17 protein-coding genes are annotated in these 18,795 nt (G+C 74.1%); 13 read left to right on the forward strand and 4 right to left on the reverse strand.

Annotated elements, in window-relative coordinates; genetic code table 11:
• Positions 1–49 precede the first annotated feature (49 nt).
• The 6 genes from CLV28_RS06945 (at position 50) to holA (ending at position 8,729) form a co-directional block, all read left to right on the forward strand.
• A complete protein-coding gene (locus CLV28_RS06945; RefSeq protein ID WP_170062638.1) occupies positions 50–757 on the forward strand; it encodes a vitamin K epoxide reductase family protein in 708 nt (235 codons plus the stop codon).
• A gap of 53 nt (positions 758–810) precedes the next feature.
• Positions 811–3,750: a leucine--tRNA ligase gene (gene leuS / locus CLV28_RS06950; protein WP_100423062.1), complete on the forward strand. Its 2,940-nt coding sequence runs from the start codon at positions 811–813 to the stop codon at positions 3,748–3,750.
• A 53-nt stretch (positions 3,751–3,803) separates the two neighbouring features.
• Positions 3,804–4,646, forward strand: coding sequence for a DegV family protein (locus tag CLV28_RS06955; protein ID WP_239073095.1), 843 nt, complete (start codon positions 3,804–3,806; stop codon positions 4,644–4,646).
• A gap of 252 nt (positions 4,647–4,898) precedes the next feature.
• Complete coding sequence (locus CLV28_RS16000; protein ID WP_100422600.1) at positions 4,899–6,014, forward strand: ComEA family DNA-binding protein; 1,116 nt, start codon at positions 4,899–4,901, stop codon at positions 6,012–6,014.
• Positions 6,011–7,684 carry a ComEC/Rec2 family competence protein gene (locus CLV28_RS06965; RefSeq protein WP_100422601.1) on the forward strand — a complete coding sequence of 558 codons (1,674 nt, stop codon included), beginning with the start codon at positions 6,011–6,013 and terminating at the stop codon, positions 7,682–7,684. Before CLV28_RS16000 ends, CLV28_RS06965 begins: the two co-directional genes overlap by 4 nt.
• A 4-nt stretch (positions 7,685–7,688) precedes the next feature.
• Positions 7,689–8,729, forward strand: a complete 1,041-nt coding sequence (gene holA, locus CLV28_RS06970) for a DNA polymerase III subunit delta (RefSeq protein ID WP_100422602.1) — start codon at positions 7,689–7,691, stop codon at positions 8,727–8,729.
• 109 nt (positions 8,730–8,838) lie between these two features.
• Here holA and rpsT read toward each other — a convergent pair whose 3' ends face one another.
• Both rpsT and CLV28_RS06980 read right to left on the reverse strand, forming a co-directional pair.
• Positions 8,839–9,099 carry a 30S ribosomal protein S20 gene (gene rpsT / locus CLV28_RS06975; protein ID WP_100422603.1) on the reverse strand — a complete coding sequence of 87 codons (261 nt, stop codon included), beginning with the start codon at positions 9,097–9,099 and terminating at the stop codon, positions 8,839–8,841.
• 201 nt (positions 9,100–9,300) lie between these two features.
• The gene (locus CLV28_RS06980; protein ID WP_239073094.1) at positions 9,301–9,879 is read right to left on the reverse strand and encodes a type II toxin-antitoxin system PemK/MazF family toxin; all 579 of its coding nucleotides are present in this window, start codon (positions 9,877–9,879) and stop codon (positions 9,301–9,303) included.
• Positions 9,880–9,928: 49 nt separating this feature from the next.
• Here CLV28_RS06980 and CLV28_RS06985 point away from each other — a divergent pair, with 49 nt between their 5' ends.
• The gene (locus CLV28_RS06985; protein WP_100422604.1) at positions 9,929–10,564 is read left to right on the forward strand and encodes an AAA family ATPase; all 636 of its coding nucleotides are present in this window, start codon (positions 9,929–9,931) and stop codon (positions 10,562–10,564) included.
• Positions 10,565–10,615: 51 nt separating this feature from the next.
• On the opposite strand, the gene CLV28_RS06990 is transcribed toward CLV28_RS06985, so the two are convergent.
• Positions 10,616–11,404 (reverse strand): maleylpyruvate isomerase N-terminal domain-containing protein, encoded by a 789-nt coding sequence (locus tag CLV28_RS06990; RefSeq protein WP_157802554.1) that lies wholly within the window; start codon positions 11,402–11,404, stop codon positions 10,616–10,618.
• Positions 11,405–11,454: 50 nt separating this feature from the next.
• Between CLV28_RS06990 and lepA the strand changes: the two genes are divergently transcribed.
• Together lepA and hemW are read left to right on the forward strand one after the other, a co-directional pair.
• Positions 11,455–13,335 (forward strand): translation elongation factor 4, encoded by a 1,881-nt coding sequence (gene lepA / locus CLV28_RS06995; protein ID WP_100422606.1) that lies wholly within the window; start codon positions 11,455–11,457, stop codon positions 13,333–13,335.
• A complete protein-coding gene (gene hemW, locus CLV28_RS07000; RefSeq protein ID WP_100422607.1) occupies positions 13,332–14,603 on the forward strand; it encodes a radical SAM family heme chaperone HemW in 1,272 nt (423 codons plus the stop codon). The genes lepA and hemW overlap by 4 nt, the downstream gene beginning before the upstream one ends.
• Positions 14,604–14,619: 16 nt before the next feature.
• On the opposite strand, the gene CLV28_RS07005 is transcribed toward hemW, so the two are convergent.
• Positions 14,620–15,111 (reverse strand): DUF4870 domain-containing protein, encoded by a 492-nt coding sequence (locus tag CLV28_RS07005; RefSeq protein WP_100422608.1) that lies wholly within the window; start codon positions 15,109–15,111, stop codon positions 14,620–14,622.
• A gap of 161 nt (positions 15,112–15,272) precedes the next feature.
• Here CLV28_RS07005 and CLV28_RS07010 point away from each other — a divergent pair, with 161 nt between their 5' ends.
• From CLV28_RS07010 to CLV28_RS07025, 4 genes are all read left to right on the forward strand, one after another.
• Positions 15,273–16,145, forward strand: coding sequence for a DUF2189 domain-containing protein (locus CLV28_RS07010; protein WP_157802555.1), 873 nt, complete (start codon positions 15,273–15,275; stop codon positions 16,143–16,145).
• Positions 16,146–16,273: 128 nt separating this feature from the next.
• Complete coding sequence (locus tag CLV28_RS07015; protein WP_100422610.1) at positions 16,274–16,837, forward strand: DUF4282 domain-containing protein; 564 nt, start codon at positions 16,274–16,276, stop codon at positions 16,835–16,837.
• 141 nt (positions 16,838–16,978) lie between these two features.
• A complete protein-coding gene (locus CLV28_RS07020; RefSeq protein WP_100422611.1) occupies positions 16,979–18,154 on the forward strand; it encodes an LLM class flavin-dependent oxidoreductase in 1,176 nt (391 codons plus the stop codon).
• A gap of 14 nt (positions 18,155–18,168) precedes the next feature.
• Positions 18,169–18,795 carry an FMN reductase gene (locus tag CLV28_RS07025; protein WP_308440372.1) on the forward strand — a complete coding sequence of 209 codons (627 nt, stop codon included), beginning with the start codon at positions 18,169–18,171 and terminating at the stop codon, positions 18,793–18,795.

The raw sequence follows: 18,795 nt of genomic DNA on the forward strand, positions 1-18,795 counted from the left end.
CAGCGCGCACCCGACCCAGGGCCACGGCCCTCGTCCCGAGGAGCGCCGCGTGAGCGACACCCCCCACCTGAAGGACTCCACCGACCCGGGTGCGCCGGACGACGCGGCGACCGACGACGAGCTCGAGGCCGAGCTCGCCCGGCTGCGCGCCGCGGCCGAGCGCCCGGCGTTCTCGGTGCGCGTGCTCGGCGGCGTGCTCGCCGTCGGCGGCCTGGTCGGGTTCTGGGCCGCTCTGCGCCTGCTGCTCGACTACCTGCTCACGCTCGAGGACCCGGACGCGCAGCTCGGGTGCAACCTCAGCGTGTTCATCCAGTGCGGCGCGGCCATGGGCTCGTGGCAGGGGTCGCTGCTGGGCTTCCCCAACCCGGTGGTCGGCGTCGCGGCGTTCCCCGTGGTCGTCACGATCGGGGTCGTCGTGCTCGCAGGGTTCCGGCCCGCGCCCTGGTTCTGGCGTTCGCTGCTCGCCGTGAGCACCGTCGCGATCGGGTTCATCGGCTTCGCGATGTGGACGAGCCTGTACGCGCTCAACGCGCTGTGCCCGTGGTGCATGCTCGTGTGGGCCGTGATGATCCCGATCTACTGGCTCCAGCTCGTGCACGCCCTCCAGGAGCGCATCCTGCCTGCGCCCGACGCGCTGCGCCGACTCGTCGTGGACCACCGGTGGATCGGCCTCGCGGTCATCTACGCGGGGGTCGTCGTGTGGATCTTCGCGGTCATGGGCAGCGACCTGACGACCTCGATCGTCGACCTGTTCTGACCGGTAAACTGGAGCGTGTGAGCACTCCCGAGAACGTCACCACTCCCGCGACCGTGACCGAGACGGTCGGCGCCGCCGGCACCACCCCCTTCCGTTACACGCCCGCGCTCGCCGAGCAGATCGAGCTGCGCTGGCAGGACCGCTGGGAGGAGCGCGGCACGTTCCACGCCGCCAACCCGACGGGTCCGCTCACCGACGGCCGGGGCCGGCACGCGGGCGACGAGGGTGCCACGGGCGACCCGTTCTTCATCATGGACATGTTCCCGTACCCCTCGGGCGCGGGACTGCACGTCGGCCACCCGCTCGGGTACATCGCGACCGACGTCGTCGGCCGGTTCCGGCGCATGTGCGGCGACAACGTGCTGCACGCGCTCGGGTACGACGCGTTCGGGCTGCCGGCCGAGCAGTACGCGGTGCAGACGGGCCAGCACCCGCGCACCACGACCGAGGCCAACATGGAGAACATGCGGCGCCAGCTGCGCCGCCTCGGCCTCGGCCACGACCCGCGCCGCTCGTTCGCGACGATCGACCCCGAGTACGTGCGCTGGACCCAGTGGATCTTCCTGCAGGTCTTCGACTCCTGGTACGACGAGTCCGCGGTGCGCCCGGACGGTGGCACGGGACGCGCCCGCCCGATCGCCGAGCTCGAGGCCGAGTACGCCGCGGGCACGCGCGAGGTGCCGGGCGGCGCCGCGTGGGCCGAGCTGAGCCCGGGCGAACGGCGCGACGTGATCGACCCGCAGCGGCTCGCGTACGTCTCCGAGGCGCCCGTGAACTGGTGCCCGGGCCTGGGCACCGTGCTCGCGAACGAGGAGGTCACGGCCGACGGCCGCTCCGAGCGCGGCAACTACCCGGTGTTCCAGCGCAGCCTGCGCCAGTGGAACATGCGCATCACGGCGTACGCCGACCGCCTGGCCGACGACCTCGACCACATCGATTGGCCCGACAAGGTCAAGGCCATGCAGCGCAACTGGATCGGCCGCAGCAAGGGCGCCCGCGTGCGGTTCCGCGTCGCCGCGACCGACGCGCTCGACGCAGGCCCGGGCACCGCGTCGGTCGAGGTCTTCACCACGCGCCCGGACACGCTGTTCGGCGCGACGTTCATGGTCGTGGCCCCTGAGCACCCGCTGCTCGACGAGGTCCCCGCCGCCTGGCCCGACGGCACGCGCGAGGTGTGGACGCAGGGCCACGCCACGCCGTCCGCGGCCGTGGCCGCCTACCGGGCCGAGGCCGCCGCGAAGACCGCGGTCGAGCGGCAGATCGACGCCGGGCGCAAGACCGGCGTGTTCACGGGCCACCTCGCGGTCAACCCGGTCGACGGCACCCTCGTGCCCGTCTTCACCGCCGACTACGTGCTCATGGGCTACGGCACGGGCGCCATCATGGCCGTCCCGGGCGGCGACGAGCGCGACTTCGCGTTCGCGCAGGCCTTCGAGCTGCCCGTGGTCTACACCGTCGCGCCGGGCGGCGACGTCGCCGCGATCGACACCGACGCCGCGTACACGGGCGACGGGGTGGTCGTGGGCTCGTCCCGCGAGGGGCTCGACCTGAACGGCCTCGACGTCGCGAGCGCCAAGCGCGCGATGATCGACTGGCTCGAGGCCGAGGGGGTCGGCGAGGGCACGGTCACCTACCGCCTGCGCGACTGGCTGTTCAGCCGTCAGCGCTACTGGGGCGAGCCGTTCCCGATCGTCTACGACGAGGACGACCGCCCCGTCGCGATCCCGGACTCGATGCTGCCCGTCGACCTGCCCGACGTGCCCGACTACGCGCCGCGCACATACGAGCCCGACGACGCGGACTCGTCGCCCGAGCCGCCGCTGGGCCGCAACGACGAGTGGGTCCACGTCACGCTCGACCTCGGCGACGGGCCCAAGAAGTACCGCCGCGACACCAACACCATGCCCAACTGGGCCGGGTCCTGCTGGTACTACCTGCGCTACCTCGACCCGACCGACGAGTCGCACATGGTCGACCCCGCGCTCGACGCGTACTGGATGGGCCCGCGGCACAACGCGACGTCCGGCCCCGCGGGCGGCGTCGACCTGTACGTCGGCGGCGTCGAGCACGCGGTGCTGCACCTGCTGTACGCGCGGTTCTGGCACAAGGTGCTGTTCGACCTCGGGCACGTGAGCTCGCTCGAGCCGTTCGGCACGCTGTTCAACCAGGGGTACGTCCAGGCGTACGCGTTCCGCGACGAGCGCGAGCAGCCCGTGCCCGCGGCCGAGGTCGAGGAGACCCCGGGGCCGGACGGCGAGACCGTCTACACGTGGCAGGGCAAGCCCGTCACGCGCGAGTACGGGAAGATGGGCAAGTCGCTCAAGAACGTCGTGACGCCCGACGACATGTACGAGGCGTACGGGGCCGACACGTTCCGCGTCTACGAGATGTCGATGGGCCCGCTCGACCTGTCGCGGCCGTGGGAGACGCGCGCCGTCGTCGGTGCGCAGCGGTTCCTGCAGCGCCTGTGGCGCAACGTCGTCGACGAGGAGACCGGCGCGCTGACCGTGAGCGAGGAGCCCGCCGCCGCCGCGACGCTGCGCGTCGTGCACCGCGCGATCGCCGAGGTGCGTGACGAGATGCAGCACATGCGACCCAACACGGCGATCGCCAAGCTCATCACGCTCAACAACCACCTGACGTCGCTCGGCACCGTGCCGCGCGAGGCCGTCGAGCCGCTCGTGCTCATGACCGCGCCCGTCGCCCCGCACATCGCGGAGGAGCTGTGGTCGCGCCTGGGCCACGACGAGTCGCTCGCCCACGAGCCGTTCCCCGTGGCCGACCCTGCCCTGCTGGTCGAGGACACGGTCACGTGCGTCGTCCAGGTGCAGGGCAAGGTGCGTGCACGCCTCGAGGTGCCGCCCTCGATCGGTGAGGACGCGCTGCGCGAGGCGGCGCTCGCCGAGCCGAACGTCGTGCGTGCGCTCGACGGCCGGGGCATCCGCACCGTGATCGTGCGGGCGCCCAAGCTCGTGAACGTCGTCCCGGCCTGATCGTGGCAGCGACGCGGGGGCACGTCGCAGGATCGGGGCGGCACGTCGCCGTCGTGACGGACTCCACGGCGTCCCTCCCGGCGCACCTGCCCGACGGGATCGACCCCGAGGGTCTGCGGGTCGTGCCGCTGCACGTGCTGGTCGGGGAGGACTCGTTCCTCGAGGGCGTCGAGATGAGCGACGAGGACCTCGCATTGCGGCTGCGGGCCGGTGCGCGCGTGACGACGTCGCAGCCGTCGCCCGCGGCGTTCGCGGCCGCGTACGCCGCGGCCGCGCGCGCCGGGGCCGGGTCGGTCGTCTCCGTGCACCTGTCCGGTGCGCTGAGCGGGACGGTGCACGCCGCAGCGCTCGCCGCGAGCCGCGCGCCCGTGCCCGTGCGCGTGCTCGACTCGCGCACGGTCGGCATGGGGCTGGGCTTCGCGGCCCTCGCGGCGGCGCGCGCGGCGCAGGACGGCGCGCCGCTCGAGGAGGTCGCGCGCCGCGCGATCGCCGTGGCCGACTCGAGCCGTGCCGTGTTCATGGTCGAGTCGCTCGACCACCTGCGACGCGGGGGGCGGCTGAGCGCGACCGCCGCGGCGATCGGCACCGCTCTCGGTGTGCGCCCGCTGCTCTCGGTGCGCGACGGGTCGATCGTCGTGGTGCAGAAGGTCCGCACGCGCGTCGCCGCCGTCGACCGGATGATCGACGTCGCGGTCGAGGCGGCCGGGCGACGTCGCTCGCCGGTGCTCGCGGTGCATCACCTCGGTGACCCGGGGCTCGCCGAGGACGTCGCGTGGCGCCTGCGGTCGCGCGTCGACGTACCCACGCTCACGTCGCCCGTGAGCGCCGTCGTCGGTGCGCACGTGGGCGAGGGCGTGCTCGCGGTCATCGTCGCGGACGACGACGCCGGGCGTTGACCCGCCGATTCCTGCCCGGACGCCGCGCTGCCACGACGCCGCGCTGCCACCACTCCGCGCTGCCACGACGTCGCGCTGCCACGACGCCGCGCTGCTGTGACGCGCTGACCCGCCGATTTCGCCCCGACGCCGCGCTGCCGTGCGGCGTGCGAGGGCGGGAACGTCGTCCACAGGGTGCGCTGAGAGCGCCCGCCCCACAGGTGTCGTCCCGGCCTGAGCCGCGGTGGTCCGGCGCGCCGTAGCGTCGCGCGCGTGCCGACCTCAGCGCCCGACCACGCCCGTGCCCGCCGGCTCGACGCCCTCGCCGCTCGGCCGCCGAGCCGCCGCGTCGAGGCGTTCGACGGCGCCACCGACGACGGGCCGCCGGGGCGGCTCGACGGCGGGCCCGGCGGCGGTTCCAGCAGCGGTTTCAGCAGCGGATCCAGCAGCGGTTCCAGCAGCGGGTCGGACGCGGGACCGGACGACGGTCCTGACGAGGTCACGCAGCCCCGGCGCCCGAGCGCCGCAGGAGCCGTCGCCGCGTACCGGGCGGCGCACGGCGTGCCGCTCGTCGGGTTCGACGACGAGCCGGAGCGCGCGGGGGAGCGCGACGGTCCCCGCGTGCGCGTCGGTGTCGACCTGCGCACGGCAACCGTCGGGACCGTCGTGCTGCTCGCCCTGAGCGCGGTCGTCGTGTGGCTCGCGCTCACGCGCGCGGGCGGTCCCGTCGTGCCGCTCGACGACGTGCGGCCGGCGGTCGCGGCGAGCGACGCGCCGGTGGCGGACGCGAGCGGCGACAGCGACGGATCCCCCGCCCCGGCGGGCACCGCGGGAGGGGTAGCTGACGGGGGCACTGGCTCCGGTTCGGGCGGCAGCGCCGCCACCGCGGGGACCGCCGGTCCGGACGCCGGGAGCGTGGTCGTGCACGTCGCGGGCCACGTGCGCACGCCGGGTCTGGTGACCCTCGCGGCGGGCAGCCGCGTCGCGGACGCGATCACGGCGGCCGGCGGTGCGGACGGCGAGGCCGACCTCGGTGCGCTCAACCTCGCGCGGCTCGTCGTCGACGGCGAGCAGATCCGGGTGCCCGCGCCCGGCGACCCGCCCGTGGACACCGGCGGCTCGGGCGGTGGCACCTCGACGGGCGGCGGCTCGGAGGGCGGTGCTGAGGCGGGGGGAGCGGGCGCGACCGGCGTCGGCGCCGTCGTCGACGTCAACACCGCGGACGTGGCAGCCCTCGATACGCTCCCGGGCGTCGGGCCGGTGCTCGCGCAGCGGATCGTCGACCATCGCGCCCAGAACGGGCCGTTCGCGACGGTCGACGAGCTCGCCGACGTCAGCGGGATCGGGCCTGCGGTGCTCGCCAAGATCCGCGACCTCGTGCGCACGTGAGCGGGCACGACCTGCGTCTCGTGCCCGCGGCGTGCGTGGCCTGGGCCGTCGCGTGGTGCGTCCCCGGGCTCGCGGCGGAGCGCGCGACGGGCCTCGCGCTCGGCGCGATCGCCGCGGTCGCGCTGCTGCTTCTCGTCGTGCGCGTGCTCGACGTCGCGACCGGGCTCCACGACTCCCGCATGCTCCACGACTCCCGCATGCTCCACGACTCCCGCATGCTCCACGACTCTCGCACCCCCCACGGCGTGGAGGGCACCGGCTCCCGCTGGACGGGTGCGGTGGGGCAGCTCGTGCTCGTCGCGGCGGCGACCGCCGCGGTCCTGGCCTCGGGGGCGGGGCACGTCGCGGCGTCCGGCACGGGAGACGTCGCCGATCTCGCCACGACCGGGACGAGCGCACGGGTCGTCGCCGTCGTGCTCACCGACCCGCGGCCGCGCGCGAGCCCGTGGTCGCGGGAGCAGACGGTCCGCCTGCAGGTCCGGGTCGTCGAGCTCGACGCCCGGGCGGTCACGACGCGCGGCGGTGCGGTGCTCGACGTCGAGGGCGACGCGACCTGGTCCACGGTCGTGGTCGGCTCGACGGTGCTCGCCGGCGGCCGCCTGCGGGAGGCGACGGGCGTGAGCGACGCCGTCGCGCGGCTCGTGGTCGACGGGCCGCCACAGGATCTCGCCGCGGCGGGTCCGGGCCTCTCGGCCGCCGCGACGATCCGCACGGCGCTCCTGCGGGCGACCGAGGGGCTCAGCCCCCAGGCGCGGGGCCTGGTGCCGGGCGTCGCGGTCGGCGACACGACGCGCGTGCCCGACGACGTCGACGCGGCGATGCTCGCGACGTCCCTCACGCACGTCACCGCGGTCTCGGGCGGTCACTTCGCGATCGTGGTCGCGACGCTCGCGTGGTGCTGCTCGGCGTCGCGCGTGCCGCGCTGGGGCCGCATCGTGGCGACCGCGCTGGCGACGGTCGCATTCGTGGTGCTCGTGCGGCCCGACCCGAGCGTGCTGCGGGCCGCCGCGACCGGCGCCGTCGGGATCGTCGCGCTCGGGCTCGGGAGACCCGCCCGCGCGGTCCCCGCGCTCGCGGCGACCGTGATCGTGCTGCTCGTGGTCGACCCGTGGCTCGCGCGCTCGTACGGGTTCGTGCTCTCGACCGTCGCGACCGCGGGCCTCGTGACGCTCACGACGCCGATCGTGCGGCGCCTCGAGCCGTGGACGGGCAGCCCGGTCGCGTTCGCGCTGGCCGTCCCGGTCGCGGCGCAGGCGGCGTGCGGGCCGGTGCTGGTGCTGCTCTCCCCGAGCATCGCGACGTACGGGGTGCCCGCGAACCTCGTCGCCGGTCTCGCGCTCGCACCGGCGACCGTCCTGGGCCTCGTCGCAGCGCTCGTCGCGCCGCTCTGGGCGCCGGCCGCGACAGGGATCGCGTGGGTCGCGGGGCTCGCGACCGGCTGGATCGCGGGTGTGGCCGCGCTCTTCGCCGCGGTCCCGGGGGCCGCGGCGCCGTGGCCCGGCGGCCTGCCCGGGGCGGCGCTGCTCGCCGTGCTGACCGTCGTGGCCGGGGTCGCGGTCCGGGTCCTCGTGCCGGTGCCCGACCCGCGCGAGGGGTCCGTGCTGGGCGACGCCGCGGGCGCCGTCGTCCGACGTCTGCGCCAGGAGCGTGGGCGGGCCGTGGCACCCTAGTGCCATGCCCGCACCTGCTCGCTCGTCCGCCCGGTCGTCCGCCGCGAAGGGCGGGTCGGCCGACTGGCGCACCGTGGTCCCCGCGCCGCTCGTGCTCGTGCAGGGCACCGAGGGGCTGCTCGCGGAGCGGGCCGTCGCGCGCGTGCTCGCGGTCGCGCGCGAGGGTGACGAGGAGCTCGGCCTGGTCGGCGACCCCGAGCTCGAGCGGGTCGACCTCGAGGCCGCGACGTACGACGCGGGGATGCTCGCGGTCGCCACGAGCCCCTCGCTGTTCGACGAGGCGAAGGTCGTGGTCGTGCGCGGCGCCGAGGCGTGCAGCGACGCGTTCGTGACCGACATGACCGCCTACGCCGCCGCGCCCGACCCGGCGACGACGGTCGTCGTCGTGCACGGGGGAGGGCAGCGCGGCAAACGCATGCTCGACGCGATCCGGGCGTCGGGCGCCCCCGTGGTCGCGTGCGACCCGATCAAGAAGGACGCCGACCGGGCCGCGTTCGTCTCGTCCGAGTTCCGGTCCCTGCGGCGCAAGGTCGACGCCGCCGCGGTGCGGTCGCTCGTCGAGGGACTCGGCAACGACCTGCGCGAGCTCGCGGCGGCGTGCTCGCAGCTCGCGTCCGACACGACGGGCACCATCACGACCGCGGTCGTGGACCGCTACTACGGCGGCCGGGTCGAGGCGACGGGCTTCCGCGTCGCCGACGCCGCCGCCGCGGGCGACGCGGGCGAGGCGGTCGCCCTGCTGCGGCACGCGCTGGCGACCGGCGCCGACCCGGTGCCGCTCGTGGCGGCTCTCGCCATGAAGCTGCGCGCGCTGGCCAAGGTCGCCGCGATGCGCGGCGGCGGGCTCGGGGCCAAGGAGCTCGGTCTCGCGCCGTGGCAGGTCGACCGCGCCCGCAAGGAGCTCACGCGCTGGACCCCGGACGGTCTGGCCGCCGCGATCACGGCCGTCGCGCAGGCCGACGCCGACGTCAAGGGTGGCGGCCGGGACCCCGTGTTCGCCGTCGAGCGGGCGGTGCTCACGGTCGCCCGCGCGGCCTCGCGGTAGCGCGGGTCGCGGGACCGTCGCGCTCACGGACCCGAACGCGCGAGAGGCGCCACCCGCCGTGCGGGTGGCGCCTCTCGGTTCCCGGCGGTGCCGGGAGAGAACGTGCTGATCAGAGCGCGTTGACGGCCTTCGCGAGAGCCGACTTCTTGTTGGCAGCCTGGTTCTGGTGGATGACACCCTTGGAGACGGCCTTGTCGAGCTTCTTCGAGGCGACGACGAGGGCAGCGTTCGCTGCGTCCTTGTCACCGGCGGCGACGGTCTCGCGGACGCGACGGATGTGCGTCTTGAGCTCCGACTTGACGGCCTTGTTGCGCAGGCGCGCCTTCTCGTTCGTCTTGATGCGCTTGATCTGAGACTTGATGTTTGCCACGTCTGGGACTTCCTGGTGTGTTCGCCGAAGCGAGCGGATAGGTCGTAGAGGGCGGTTCCAGCGCCGGGACTGGGGTGGGGAACCCGTGGTGAGGAGCTGGAACTGTGCCCGCCGACCTGGGCGGACACGCGAGTTTCAACGATACCAGCATCGGCGAGCCGAATCCAGGAGCCCTCGTTCGGGCTCGCCGTCCGTGCGCGGTCAGTGACCGTGCTGCTGGATCCCGCGCACCACCGCGTCGAACGTGCCGCGCGGCATGACCGCGCCCTCGCGCCGCACCTGCGTCGCGTCGACCCGGATCACGCGGTCGAGCCGCACCTCGCTCGGCCGGCCCTGGCGGTCCCACGGCCCGGCGCCGATGTCGAGCCAATAGCGGCCCCAGCGGGCCTCCTGCGCGGCGTCGAGGTCGTGGTCCTTGCTCGTGAGCATGAGCGCGAGGAGCCACGCGCCGTCGTGCCCGACGATCAGCACCGGCCGGTCCTTGCCCTGGCTGGGGTCGTCCTCGTACGGCACCCACGTCCACACGACCTCGCCGGGATCGGCGTTGCCGTCGAGGTCCGGGGCGTACTCGGGCGTCACGCGCCCGGTGAAGTCTCCCGGGTAGGCGCCCCGGGCGTCCACGGTGCCGGACGACGCAGCCCCGCCCCGCCCCGCGCGTGGCCCCGGCCGTGGGCCGGCCGACGGGCGGGGGGTGCGTGCCGGACGTGACGTGCGGCTCGACGGGCGCGTCAGCGAGCGCACGAGGTCGGTCAGGAAGCGGGTCAGGCTGCGGTTGCTCACCGAGGCAATCTACCGGTCACTACCCCGCGCCGTCCGGTACCGTGCGCGCATGCTGATCTGGGTGAACGGGCCGTTCGAGGTCGGCAAGACGCAGACGGTCCACGAGATCGCGCGCAGGCTCCCGGGCAGCGTGGTCTGCGACCCCGAGCACATCGGGTTCGGCCTGCAGCGCAGCACCCCGCCCGCGCTCCGCCCCGACTTCCAGGACTTCGCCGCGTGGCGTGCCGGGGTCGTCGAGGTGCTCGACCTCGCCCTGCGCGGCGCGGGCGGAGACGTGGTCGTGCCGATGACCGTGACGAGTCCGCGCTACCTCGACGAGACCGTCGGGCGGCTGCGGGAGCTCGGGCACGACGTCGGGCACGTCGCCCTCCTTGCCCGGCGCGAGACCGTCGTGCGGCGACTCGCGGGGCGTGGTGCGGGGGTGGGGGCGATCGCCGCGCGCGTCGGGATGACGCGCGTGGGGCTGCGTCGCGAGGCGTGGGCGCTCGAGCAGCTCGACCGTGGGCTCGACGCGTTGTCCGCCCCCGTGTTCGCCGAGCACGTGGTGACCGACGACCGCACGGTGCCCGAGGTCGCCGACGAGATCGCACGCCTGTGGGGCCTCGCGCTCCGGCCGAGCACGGACGGTCGGCTCGTGGGAGGGCTGCGGAGGGTCGTGACCAGCGTGCGGCACATCCGACGCTGACTCTCGGGCCGTCAGGCACCGTTCGCGCGGGCGTCCGGCACTCCGGCGCACTCAGGGCGTGAGCGCGGAGGCCAGCACCGCCTGCCACGCGCGAGGTTCGCCCGCGACGGTCAGCGTGGGCGCGTCGTCGCCCTCGCGCCGCCACAGCCGCAGCGCGAGCTCGCGCGCGGGACCGCGCACCTCGACCGCGTCGGGCTCCGACCCCAGCTCCCAGACCCGGTGCGGGGCGTCTGGACCGGGCCCGGGGACGTCGTCCGCCACGAGCCGCACCGACGGGAGCGCGTCGAGGCGGCCGAGCGCGACCTGGCGCGGCGCCATCACGTGCACGATCTCGTCGACCGCGTCGGCCCAGACCGCAGGGCCCACGCCGAGCGACCGGGCGTGGCCCTTGCCCGGGAGGTCGCCCGCGGCGAGCGCGGCCTCGACGTCGACCAGGTGCACGAGCACCTCGTGGAGCTGGCGCCGCCGCCAGAACGTCGACGGGGCGTCGCCCACGAGCGTCGGCACGACCGCCGAGGGCGGCGCGGCGGCGAGCACGGCACGCAGCTCGTCCGCGGCCGGCGCGTACCGCTCGGCGAGCGACCCGGCCCCGGGGTCGGCGTCGGCGGGGGAGCGCAGCGCGGCGGGCGCGCCGTCCGGCAGGCCCGCCCGCACGTGCCCCGCGGCCCAGCGGTGGACCCCGGCGACGTGCTCGACGAGGTCGGTCACGGTCCAGGGCGAGCACCCCGGGACGGGCGCGTCGGGGGAGGCCCGGCGGACGGCGTCCGCGAACAGGTCCTGGACGCGCGCGAGCTCCGCGAGGTGGTCGAGCGCGGGGGAACCGGCGGCGTGCTGCGTCATGGGACAATGGTGGACCACCGCCCGCCACCCGGACATGGAGCGCACCCGCGTTGTCACCGATCCCCACCGCTGCCCAGGACGAGCTCATCCAGCCCGCGGCCACCGCGCCCGAGCTGCTGCGCAACTTCTGCATCATCGCGCACATCGACCACGGCAAGTCGACGCTCGCCGACCGCATGCTGCAGCTCACGGGCGTGGTCGAGCAGCGGGCCATGCGGGCGCAGTACCTCGACCGCATGGACATCGAGCGCGAGCGCGGCATCACGATCAAGTCGCAGGCCGTGCGCATGCCGTGGGCGGTCGACGGGCAGCCGCACGCGCTCAACATGATCGACACCCCCGGGCACGTCGACTTCACGTACGAGGTCTCGCGCTCGCTCGCCGCGTGCGAGGGCGCGGTGCTGCTGGTCGACGCGGCCCAGGGCATCGAGGCGCAGACCCTCGCGAACCTGTACCTCGCGATGGAGAACGACCTCACGATCATCCCGGTGCTCAACAAGATCGACCTGCCGGCCGCGCAGCCCGAGAAGTACGCGGAGGAGATCGCGGGCCTCGTGGGCGGCGACCCGGACGACGTGCTGCGCGTCTCGGGCAAGACCGGCATGGGCGTCGAGGCGCTGCTCGACAAGATCGTGCAGACGATCCCGGCGCCCGTGGGCGACGCGGACGCCCCGGCGCGCGCCATGATCTTCGACTCGGTGTACGACACCTACCGCGGCGTCGTGACGTACGTGCGCGTGGTCGACGGCAACCTGAGCCCGCGCGAGCGCATCGCGATGATGTCGACCAAGGCCGTGCACGAGCTCCTCGAGATCGGGGTGAGCTCGCCCGAGCCGACCCCGACCAAGGGCCTCGGCGTGGGCGAGGTCGGCTACCTGATCACGGGCGTCAAGGACGTGCGGCAGTCGAAGGTCGGCGACACGGTCACGAACTCGGCCAAGCCCGCGGCCGAGGCGCTCGGCGGCTACTCCGACCCCAAGCCGATGGTGTTCTCGGGCCTGTACCCGATCGACGGCTCCGACTACCCGGTGCTGCGCGACGCGCTCGACAAGCTCAAGCTCAACGACGCGGCGCTCAACTACGAGCCCGAGACGTCGGTCGCGCTCGGCTTCGGGTTCCGCGTCGGGTTCCTGGGCCTGCTGCACCTGGAGATCGTGCGCGAGCGCCTCGAGCGCGAGTTCGACCTCGCCCTGATCTCGACCGCGCCCAACGTCGTCTACCGGGCGATCACGGACGACGGCACCGAGGTCGTCGTCACGAACCCGAGCGAGTTCCCGGGCGGCAAGATCAAGGCCGTGCACGAGCCGGTCGTGCGCGCCACGGTCCTGACCCCGAGCGAGTTCATCGGCACCGTCATGGAGCTGTGCCAGCAGCGCCGCGGCGAGCTGCACGGCATGGACTACCTCTCGGAGGACCGCGTCGAGATGCGGTACACGCTCCCGATGGCGGAGATCGTGTTCGACTTCTTCGACCACCTCAAGTCCCGCACGCGCGGCTACGCGTCGTTCGACTACGAGCCCACGGGCGAGCAGGTCGCCGACCTCGTCAAGGTCGACATCCTCCTGCAGGGCGAGCAGGTCGACGCGTTCAGCGCGATCGTGCACAAGGACGCCGCGTACTCGTACGGCACGATGATGGCCGGCAAGCTCAAGGACCTGATCCCGCGCCAGCAGTTCGAGGTGCCGATCCAGGCCGCCGTCGGTGCGCGCGTGATCGCCCGCGAGACGGTCCGCGCGATGCGCAAGGACGTGCTCGCCAAGTGCTACGGCGGCGACATCTCCCGCAAGCGCAAGCTCCTCGAGAAGCAGAAGGAGGGCAAGAAGCGCATGAAGACCATCGGTCGCGTCGAGGTGCCCCCGAACGCGTTCATCGCGGCGCTGTCGTCCGACGGCGGCGGCGGCAAGGAGACCAAGGACAAGTCCAAGAAGTGAGCCCCGCCCTGCCCGACGGCAATCCCGCCCCGGCCGACGGCGCGCTGCCGGACTGGGTGGGCGGGCCGCGCTCGTCGCGGTTCGGGGTGTACCTGCACGTGCCGTTCTGCACGGTGCGCTGCGGGTACTGCGACTTCAACACGTACACCGCGTCCGAGCTCGGCGGCGGGGCGAGCCAGGCCGCGTACGCCGACACGGCGCTGCGCGAGATCGACCTCGCGGGTCGTGTGCTCGACGCCGCGGGCGTGTGCGCGCGCGAGGCCTCGACCGTGTTCGTCGGCGGCGGGACGCCCACGATGCTCCCGCCGGGCGACCTCGCGCGCATGCTCGACGGCGTGCGCGGCACCTGGGGCCTGGCGCCCGACGCGGAGGTCACGACCGAGGCCAACCCCGACTCGGTCACGCCCGGGTCCCTCGCGACCTTCGCCGCGGCCGGTTTCACGCGCGTGTCGTTCGGCATGCAGTCGGCCGTGCCGCACGTGCTCGCGACCCTCGAGCGCACGCACGACCCCGCGCGGATCCCCGACGTGGTGCGCTGGGCGCGCGACGCGGGGCTCGCGGTCTCGCTCGACCTCATCTACGGCACCCCGGGCGAGAGCCTCGACGACTGGCGCGCGAGCCTCGACACCGTGCTCGCGACCGGTGTCGACCACGTCTCGGCGTACGCGCTCGTGGTCGAGCCCGGCACCAAGATGGCCGCACAGGTGCGCCGCGGCGAGGTCGCGCTGCCGACCGAGGACGACCAGGCCGCGAAGTACGAGGTCGCGGACGCCGTCCTTCGCGAGGCCGGCCTCGGCTGGTACGAGGTCTCGAACTGGTCGCGGACGCCGGAGCAGGCGTGCCGGCACAACCTGGCCTACTGGCGGGGCGACGACTGGTGGGGGATCGGGCCGGGAGCGCACTCGTACCTCGCGGCTCCCGACGCGACGTCCGGCACGGGGGAGCCGAGCGAAGGTCCTGCGGGTCTGCGCTGGTGGAACGTCAAGCACCCGCGGCGGTACGCCGCGCTCCTCGAGGCCGGGCAGAGCCCGGCCGCCGGCCAGGAGGCCCTGTCGGCCGCCTCGGCCCAGCTCGAGCGGGTCATGCTCGGGGTGCGTCTGCGCGAAGGGCTCGACCTCGCGGTCCTGTCGCCGGGCGGACGCCGCGCGGTCGCCGGGCTCGTGGCGCAGGGGCTCCTGGACGGGCGGGCCGCCGTCACGGGACGCGCGCTGCTGACCCTGCGCGGGCGTCTGCTCGCCGACGCGGTGGTGCGGGACCTCACGGACTGAGGCCCCGCACGGCCGGCTACTTCACGAGGCGCAGCGTGAGCGGGTAGCGGTAGTACTCGAACCGGCTCGCGGCGAGCGCGGCGAGGATCTCGAACACCAGGGCGGCGACCCACACGAGGGCGGGCAGGAAGGCCAGCAGCCCGAACGTGAGCGCCGCGAGCACCCCGCTCGCGGCGTACGCGATCGCGACCGTGATCTGGAAGTTCAGCGCCTCCTTCGACTGGTCCTCGAGGTAGGGGCCGCGGCCGCGGAAGATCAGGAAGACGAGCAGCGGCGCGAGGAACGACACCACGACGGGGCCGATGTGAGCGACGACGGCCCACGTCTTCTCGTCCTGCGGGGACAGCGGCGCCGACGGCTGCGAGTACGCGCCCTGGGCGTACGTGGGCCGGTGCTGGCCCTCGGGGCCGCCGCCGGGCGGGCCGTACGGCTGGCCCTCCGGTCGGTCGCCCTTCTCGCCGGGCTGCCCGGGCTGCGGGCCGTAGGGGTCGTTCGGGGGTGTGCTCACGGGAGCTCCTGGCGTCTCGTCGGGAGAGGTCGGGGCGAAGGTAGCGGAACGGGGCACGGACGGGTGCGGGCGTCCGCGGACGTGAGCCGGCGTCCGCGGCGGTTCGGGGGGACGCGGCGGTTCGGCGGGACGCAGCGCGCCGCGTCGGGGACAGTAGGGGCATGAGTGAGAATCCGCCCGTCGGGCAGCCGCCGGAGAACGAGAACCCGTACGGGCAGCAGAAGCCGCCCGTCCCGCCGTCGCAGGGCGGCTACCCGCCGGCCGGTGGTTACCCGCCGCCGGGTGGTGGCTACCCGCCCCCGGGCGGCTTCCCGTCCGCACCGCCGCCCCAGGAGCCGTGGGGCGCTCCGGCGTCGTACGGCGGCCCCGTGCGCGTGGGTCAGGCGGTCGGCTACGGCTGGGACAAGTTCAAGTCGAACGCCGGCGTCTGGATCCTCGCGGTCATCGTGATCGGTGTCATCTCCGGCATCGTCTCGGGGATCTTCAGCCCGCAGGTCCGGGCGCTGCAGGACGTCGACTGGTCGGACCCCGAGTCGATCGAGGTGCCCGCGCTCACGTTCGGCTCGGCTCTCCTCGGCGCGATCGGAGCGGTGATCTCGTTCGTCGTGCAGTCGCTCGCCTCGCACGGTGCCCTCGCCCAGACGCGCAAGGCCCGCGTGTCGCTCGGCGACTTCTTCGCGGTGCGCAACCTCGGCGGGATCGTGCTGCTCGGCGTCGTGATCGGCCTGATCAACCTGGTGCTGGCGTTCGTGCCCTTCTTCGGTGCGCTGGCGATCCTCGTGATCAACTTCTTCCTCACGTTCGCGCTCATGTTCGTGATCGACAAGGGCGAGAACGCGCTCACGGCGATCGGGTCGAGCTTCCGGCTCGTCGCGGACAGCCCGGGCGTCGTGATCCTGACGATCCTCGCGGTCATCGGCCTCACGATCCTCGGCTTCGTGCTGTGCTTCGTCGGCCTGCTCGTGACGTTCCCGATCGCGTCGATCGCGGTCGCGTTCGTCTACCGGCGGCTGATCGGCGAGCAGCCGGTCTGACGTCGCCGCCGCCCGCAGGGTGGCCCACGGACGCCCGCGCGGGGGATGAACTCGTCCCCTGCGCGGGCGTCGGTGCGTCCAGGTGGCTACGTTCGCAGGGACAACGTCCGCCGCACCAGGGAGGCATCGTGTCCGACAACCCGACGTCCGAGAACCCGTCGTCCGAGAACCCGCAGGACCCGACACGTCCGGTCCCGCCGACCGAGCCGGTCCCGGGTGCCGCGCCGCCTCCGGGCGGGTACGCCGCGCCTGCGCCGGGGGCGTCCGGAGGCTACGGACCTCCGCCGCCGCAGGGCCCGCCGCCGCAGGGCCCGCCTCCGCAGGGCCCGCCTCCGGGGCAGGACCACGCGCGGCCCGGGTTCGACGCGGGGCGCCTCGGCACCGAGCTCCAGGGCGACGCCAAGGGTCTGTTCGGGTCGTTGTTCGACTTCTCGTTCACGAACTACGTGACGCCCAAGGTCGTCCGGATCGTCTACGTGATCGGGATCGCCCTGATCGTGCTCGGGTGGTTCGTGGCGATGATCGCGGCGTTCACGCAGAGCGTCTGGGGCGGTCTCTTCGTGCTGATCTTCGGCCCGGTCTTCGCGCTGCTGTACCTGATCATGTTCCGGATCCTGCTGGAGTTCTACGTCGCGATCGTGCAGACGGCCGAGACGATCCAGAAGTACGCCCACCGCGACCAGATCCACTGACCCGCCCGTCGTCGTCGGGCGCGAGGCGGCGCACGAGGTCCTCCCGTCGACGCGGGAACAACCCCGTGCCCCTCGCTGTTGGCGCCCATGTCGATGCAAACGTATCGATCTGAGCGCAGCACGAGGGGCACGGGAGCAACCATGCAGTTCGGGATCTTCACGGTCGGGGACGTCACCACGGACCCCACGAACGGCACCACGCCGAACGACACCGAGCGCGTGCGCTCGATGCTCACGATCGCGAGGCACGCGGACGAGGCCGGCCTCGACGTCTTCGCCACGGGCGAGCACCACAACCCGCCCTTCGTGCCCTCGTCGCCGACCACGATGCTCGGCTACCTCGCGGGCGTCACGAAGAACATCACGCTCTCGACCTCGACGACGCTCATCACCACGAACGACCCGGTGAAGATCGCCGAGGACTACGCGATGCTCCAGGTCATCAGCGACGGGCGCATGGACCTCATGATGGGCCGCGGCAACACGGGCCCCGTCTACCCCTGGTTCGGCAAGGACATCCGCGAGGGCATCAACCTCGCGGTCGAGAACTACGCGCTGCTGCGCCGCCTGTGGACCGAGGACGTCGTCGACTGGGAGGGGCGGTTCCGCACGCCCTTGCAGGGCTTCACCTCGACCCCGCGCCCGCTCGACGGCGTCCCGCCGTTCGTGTGGCACGGGTCGATCCGCAGCCCGGAGATCGCGGAGCAGGCCGCCTACTACGGCGACGGGTTCTTCCACAACAACATCTTCTGGCCGATGTCCCACACCCGGCAGATGGTGCGGTACTACCGCCAGCGCTACGAGCACCACGGGCACGGGCCGGCCGACACCGCGATCGTCGGCCTCGGCGGGCAGGTGTTCATGCGCCGCAACAGCCAGGACGCGGTGCGCGAGTTCCGCCCGTACTTCGACGAGGCGCCCGTGTACGGCCACGGTCCGTCGCTCGAGGACTTCTCGGCGCAGACGCCGCTCACGGTCGGCAGCCCGCAGCAGGTCATCGACCGCTACGGGAAGATGCGCGAGGACGTCGGGCACTACCAGCGCCAGCTGTTCCTCATGGACCACGCGGGCCTGCCGCTCAAGACCGTGCTCGAGCAGATCGACATCCTCGCCGAGGACGTCGTGCCCGTGCTGCGCCGCGAGGCCGAGGCCGCGCGTCCCGCGCACGTGCCGTCCGACCCGCCGAGCCACGCCCAGCGTGTCGCGGCGGCCCGCGCCGAGGGCCGGATCGCGGAGCAGGTCGTGGCCGCGGCCGACCACTGGACCGGCCGCACGGCCGAGGACGACGTCGACGCCGCCGACGCCGTGACCCGATGACGAAGGAGCACGCCGTGACCGCACGCAGGATCGTCGCCCTCTCGGCGGGCCTCAGCCGGCCGTCGTCGACCCGGATGCTCGCCGAGCGGCTCGGGCAGGCGGCGGTGGCCGCGCTCGGCGACCAGGGCGTCGACGCCGAGCTCGAGGTCGTCGAACTGCGCGACGTCGCCCACCCCGTCGTCGACGCGATGCTCACCGGATTCGCGACGGGCGAGCTCGCGGACGTGATCGAGAAGGTCACGAACGCCGACGCCGTGGTCGCGGTGACCCCGGTGTTCACCGCGTCCTACGCGGGCCTGTTCAAGTCGTTCGTCGACGTGCTCGACAAGGACGCGCTCGCGGGCACCCCCGTGCTCCTGGGCGCCACGGGCGGCACCGCGCGGCACTCGCTCGCGCTCGACCACGCCCTGCGCCCGCTGTTCGCCTACCTGCGGGCGGACGTCGCCACGACCGCGGTCTTCGCCGCGACCGACGACTGGGCCGCGTCCGGCCACGCGACCGGGGGCGAGGCCGCGCTCGGCGAGCGCATCACGCGCGCCGGTCGGGAACTCGCGCGCACCGTCGCCGCGCGCGAGCCGCGCGGCGAGGCGGACGACCCGTTCGCCTCGGCGCCGTCGTTCGAGTCGCTGCTCGGCGGCTGA

Source organism: Sediminihabitans luteus, from assembly GCF_002797595.1.
Classification (GTDB): domain Bacteria; phylum Actinomycetota; class Actinomycetes; order Actinomycetales; family Cellulomonadaceae; genus Paraoerskovia; species Paraoerskovia lutea.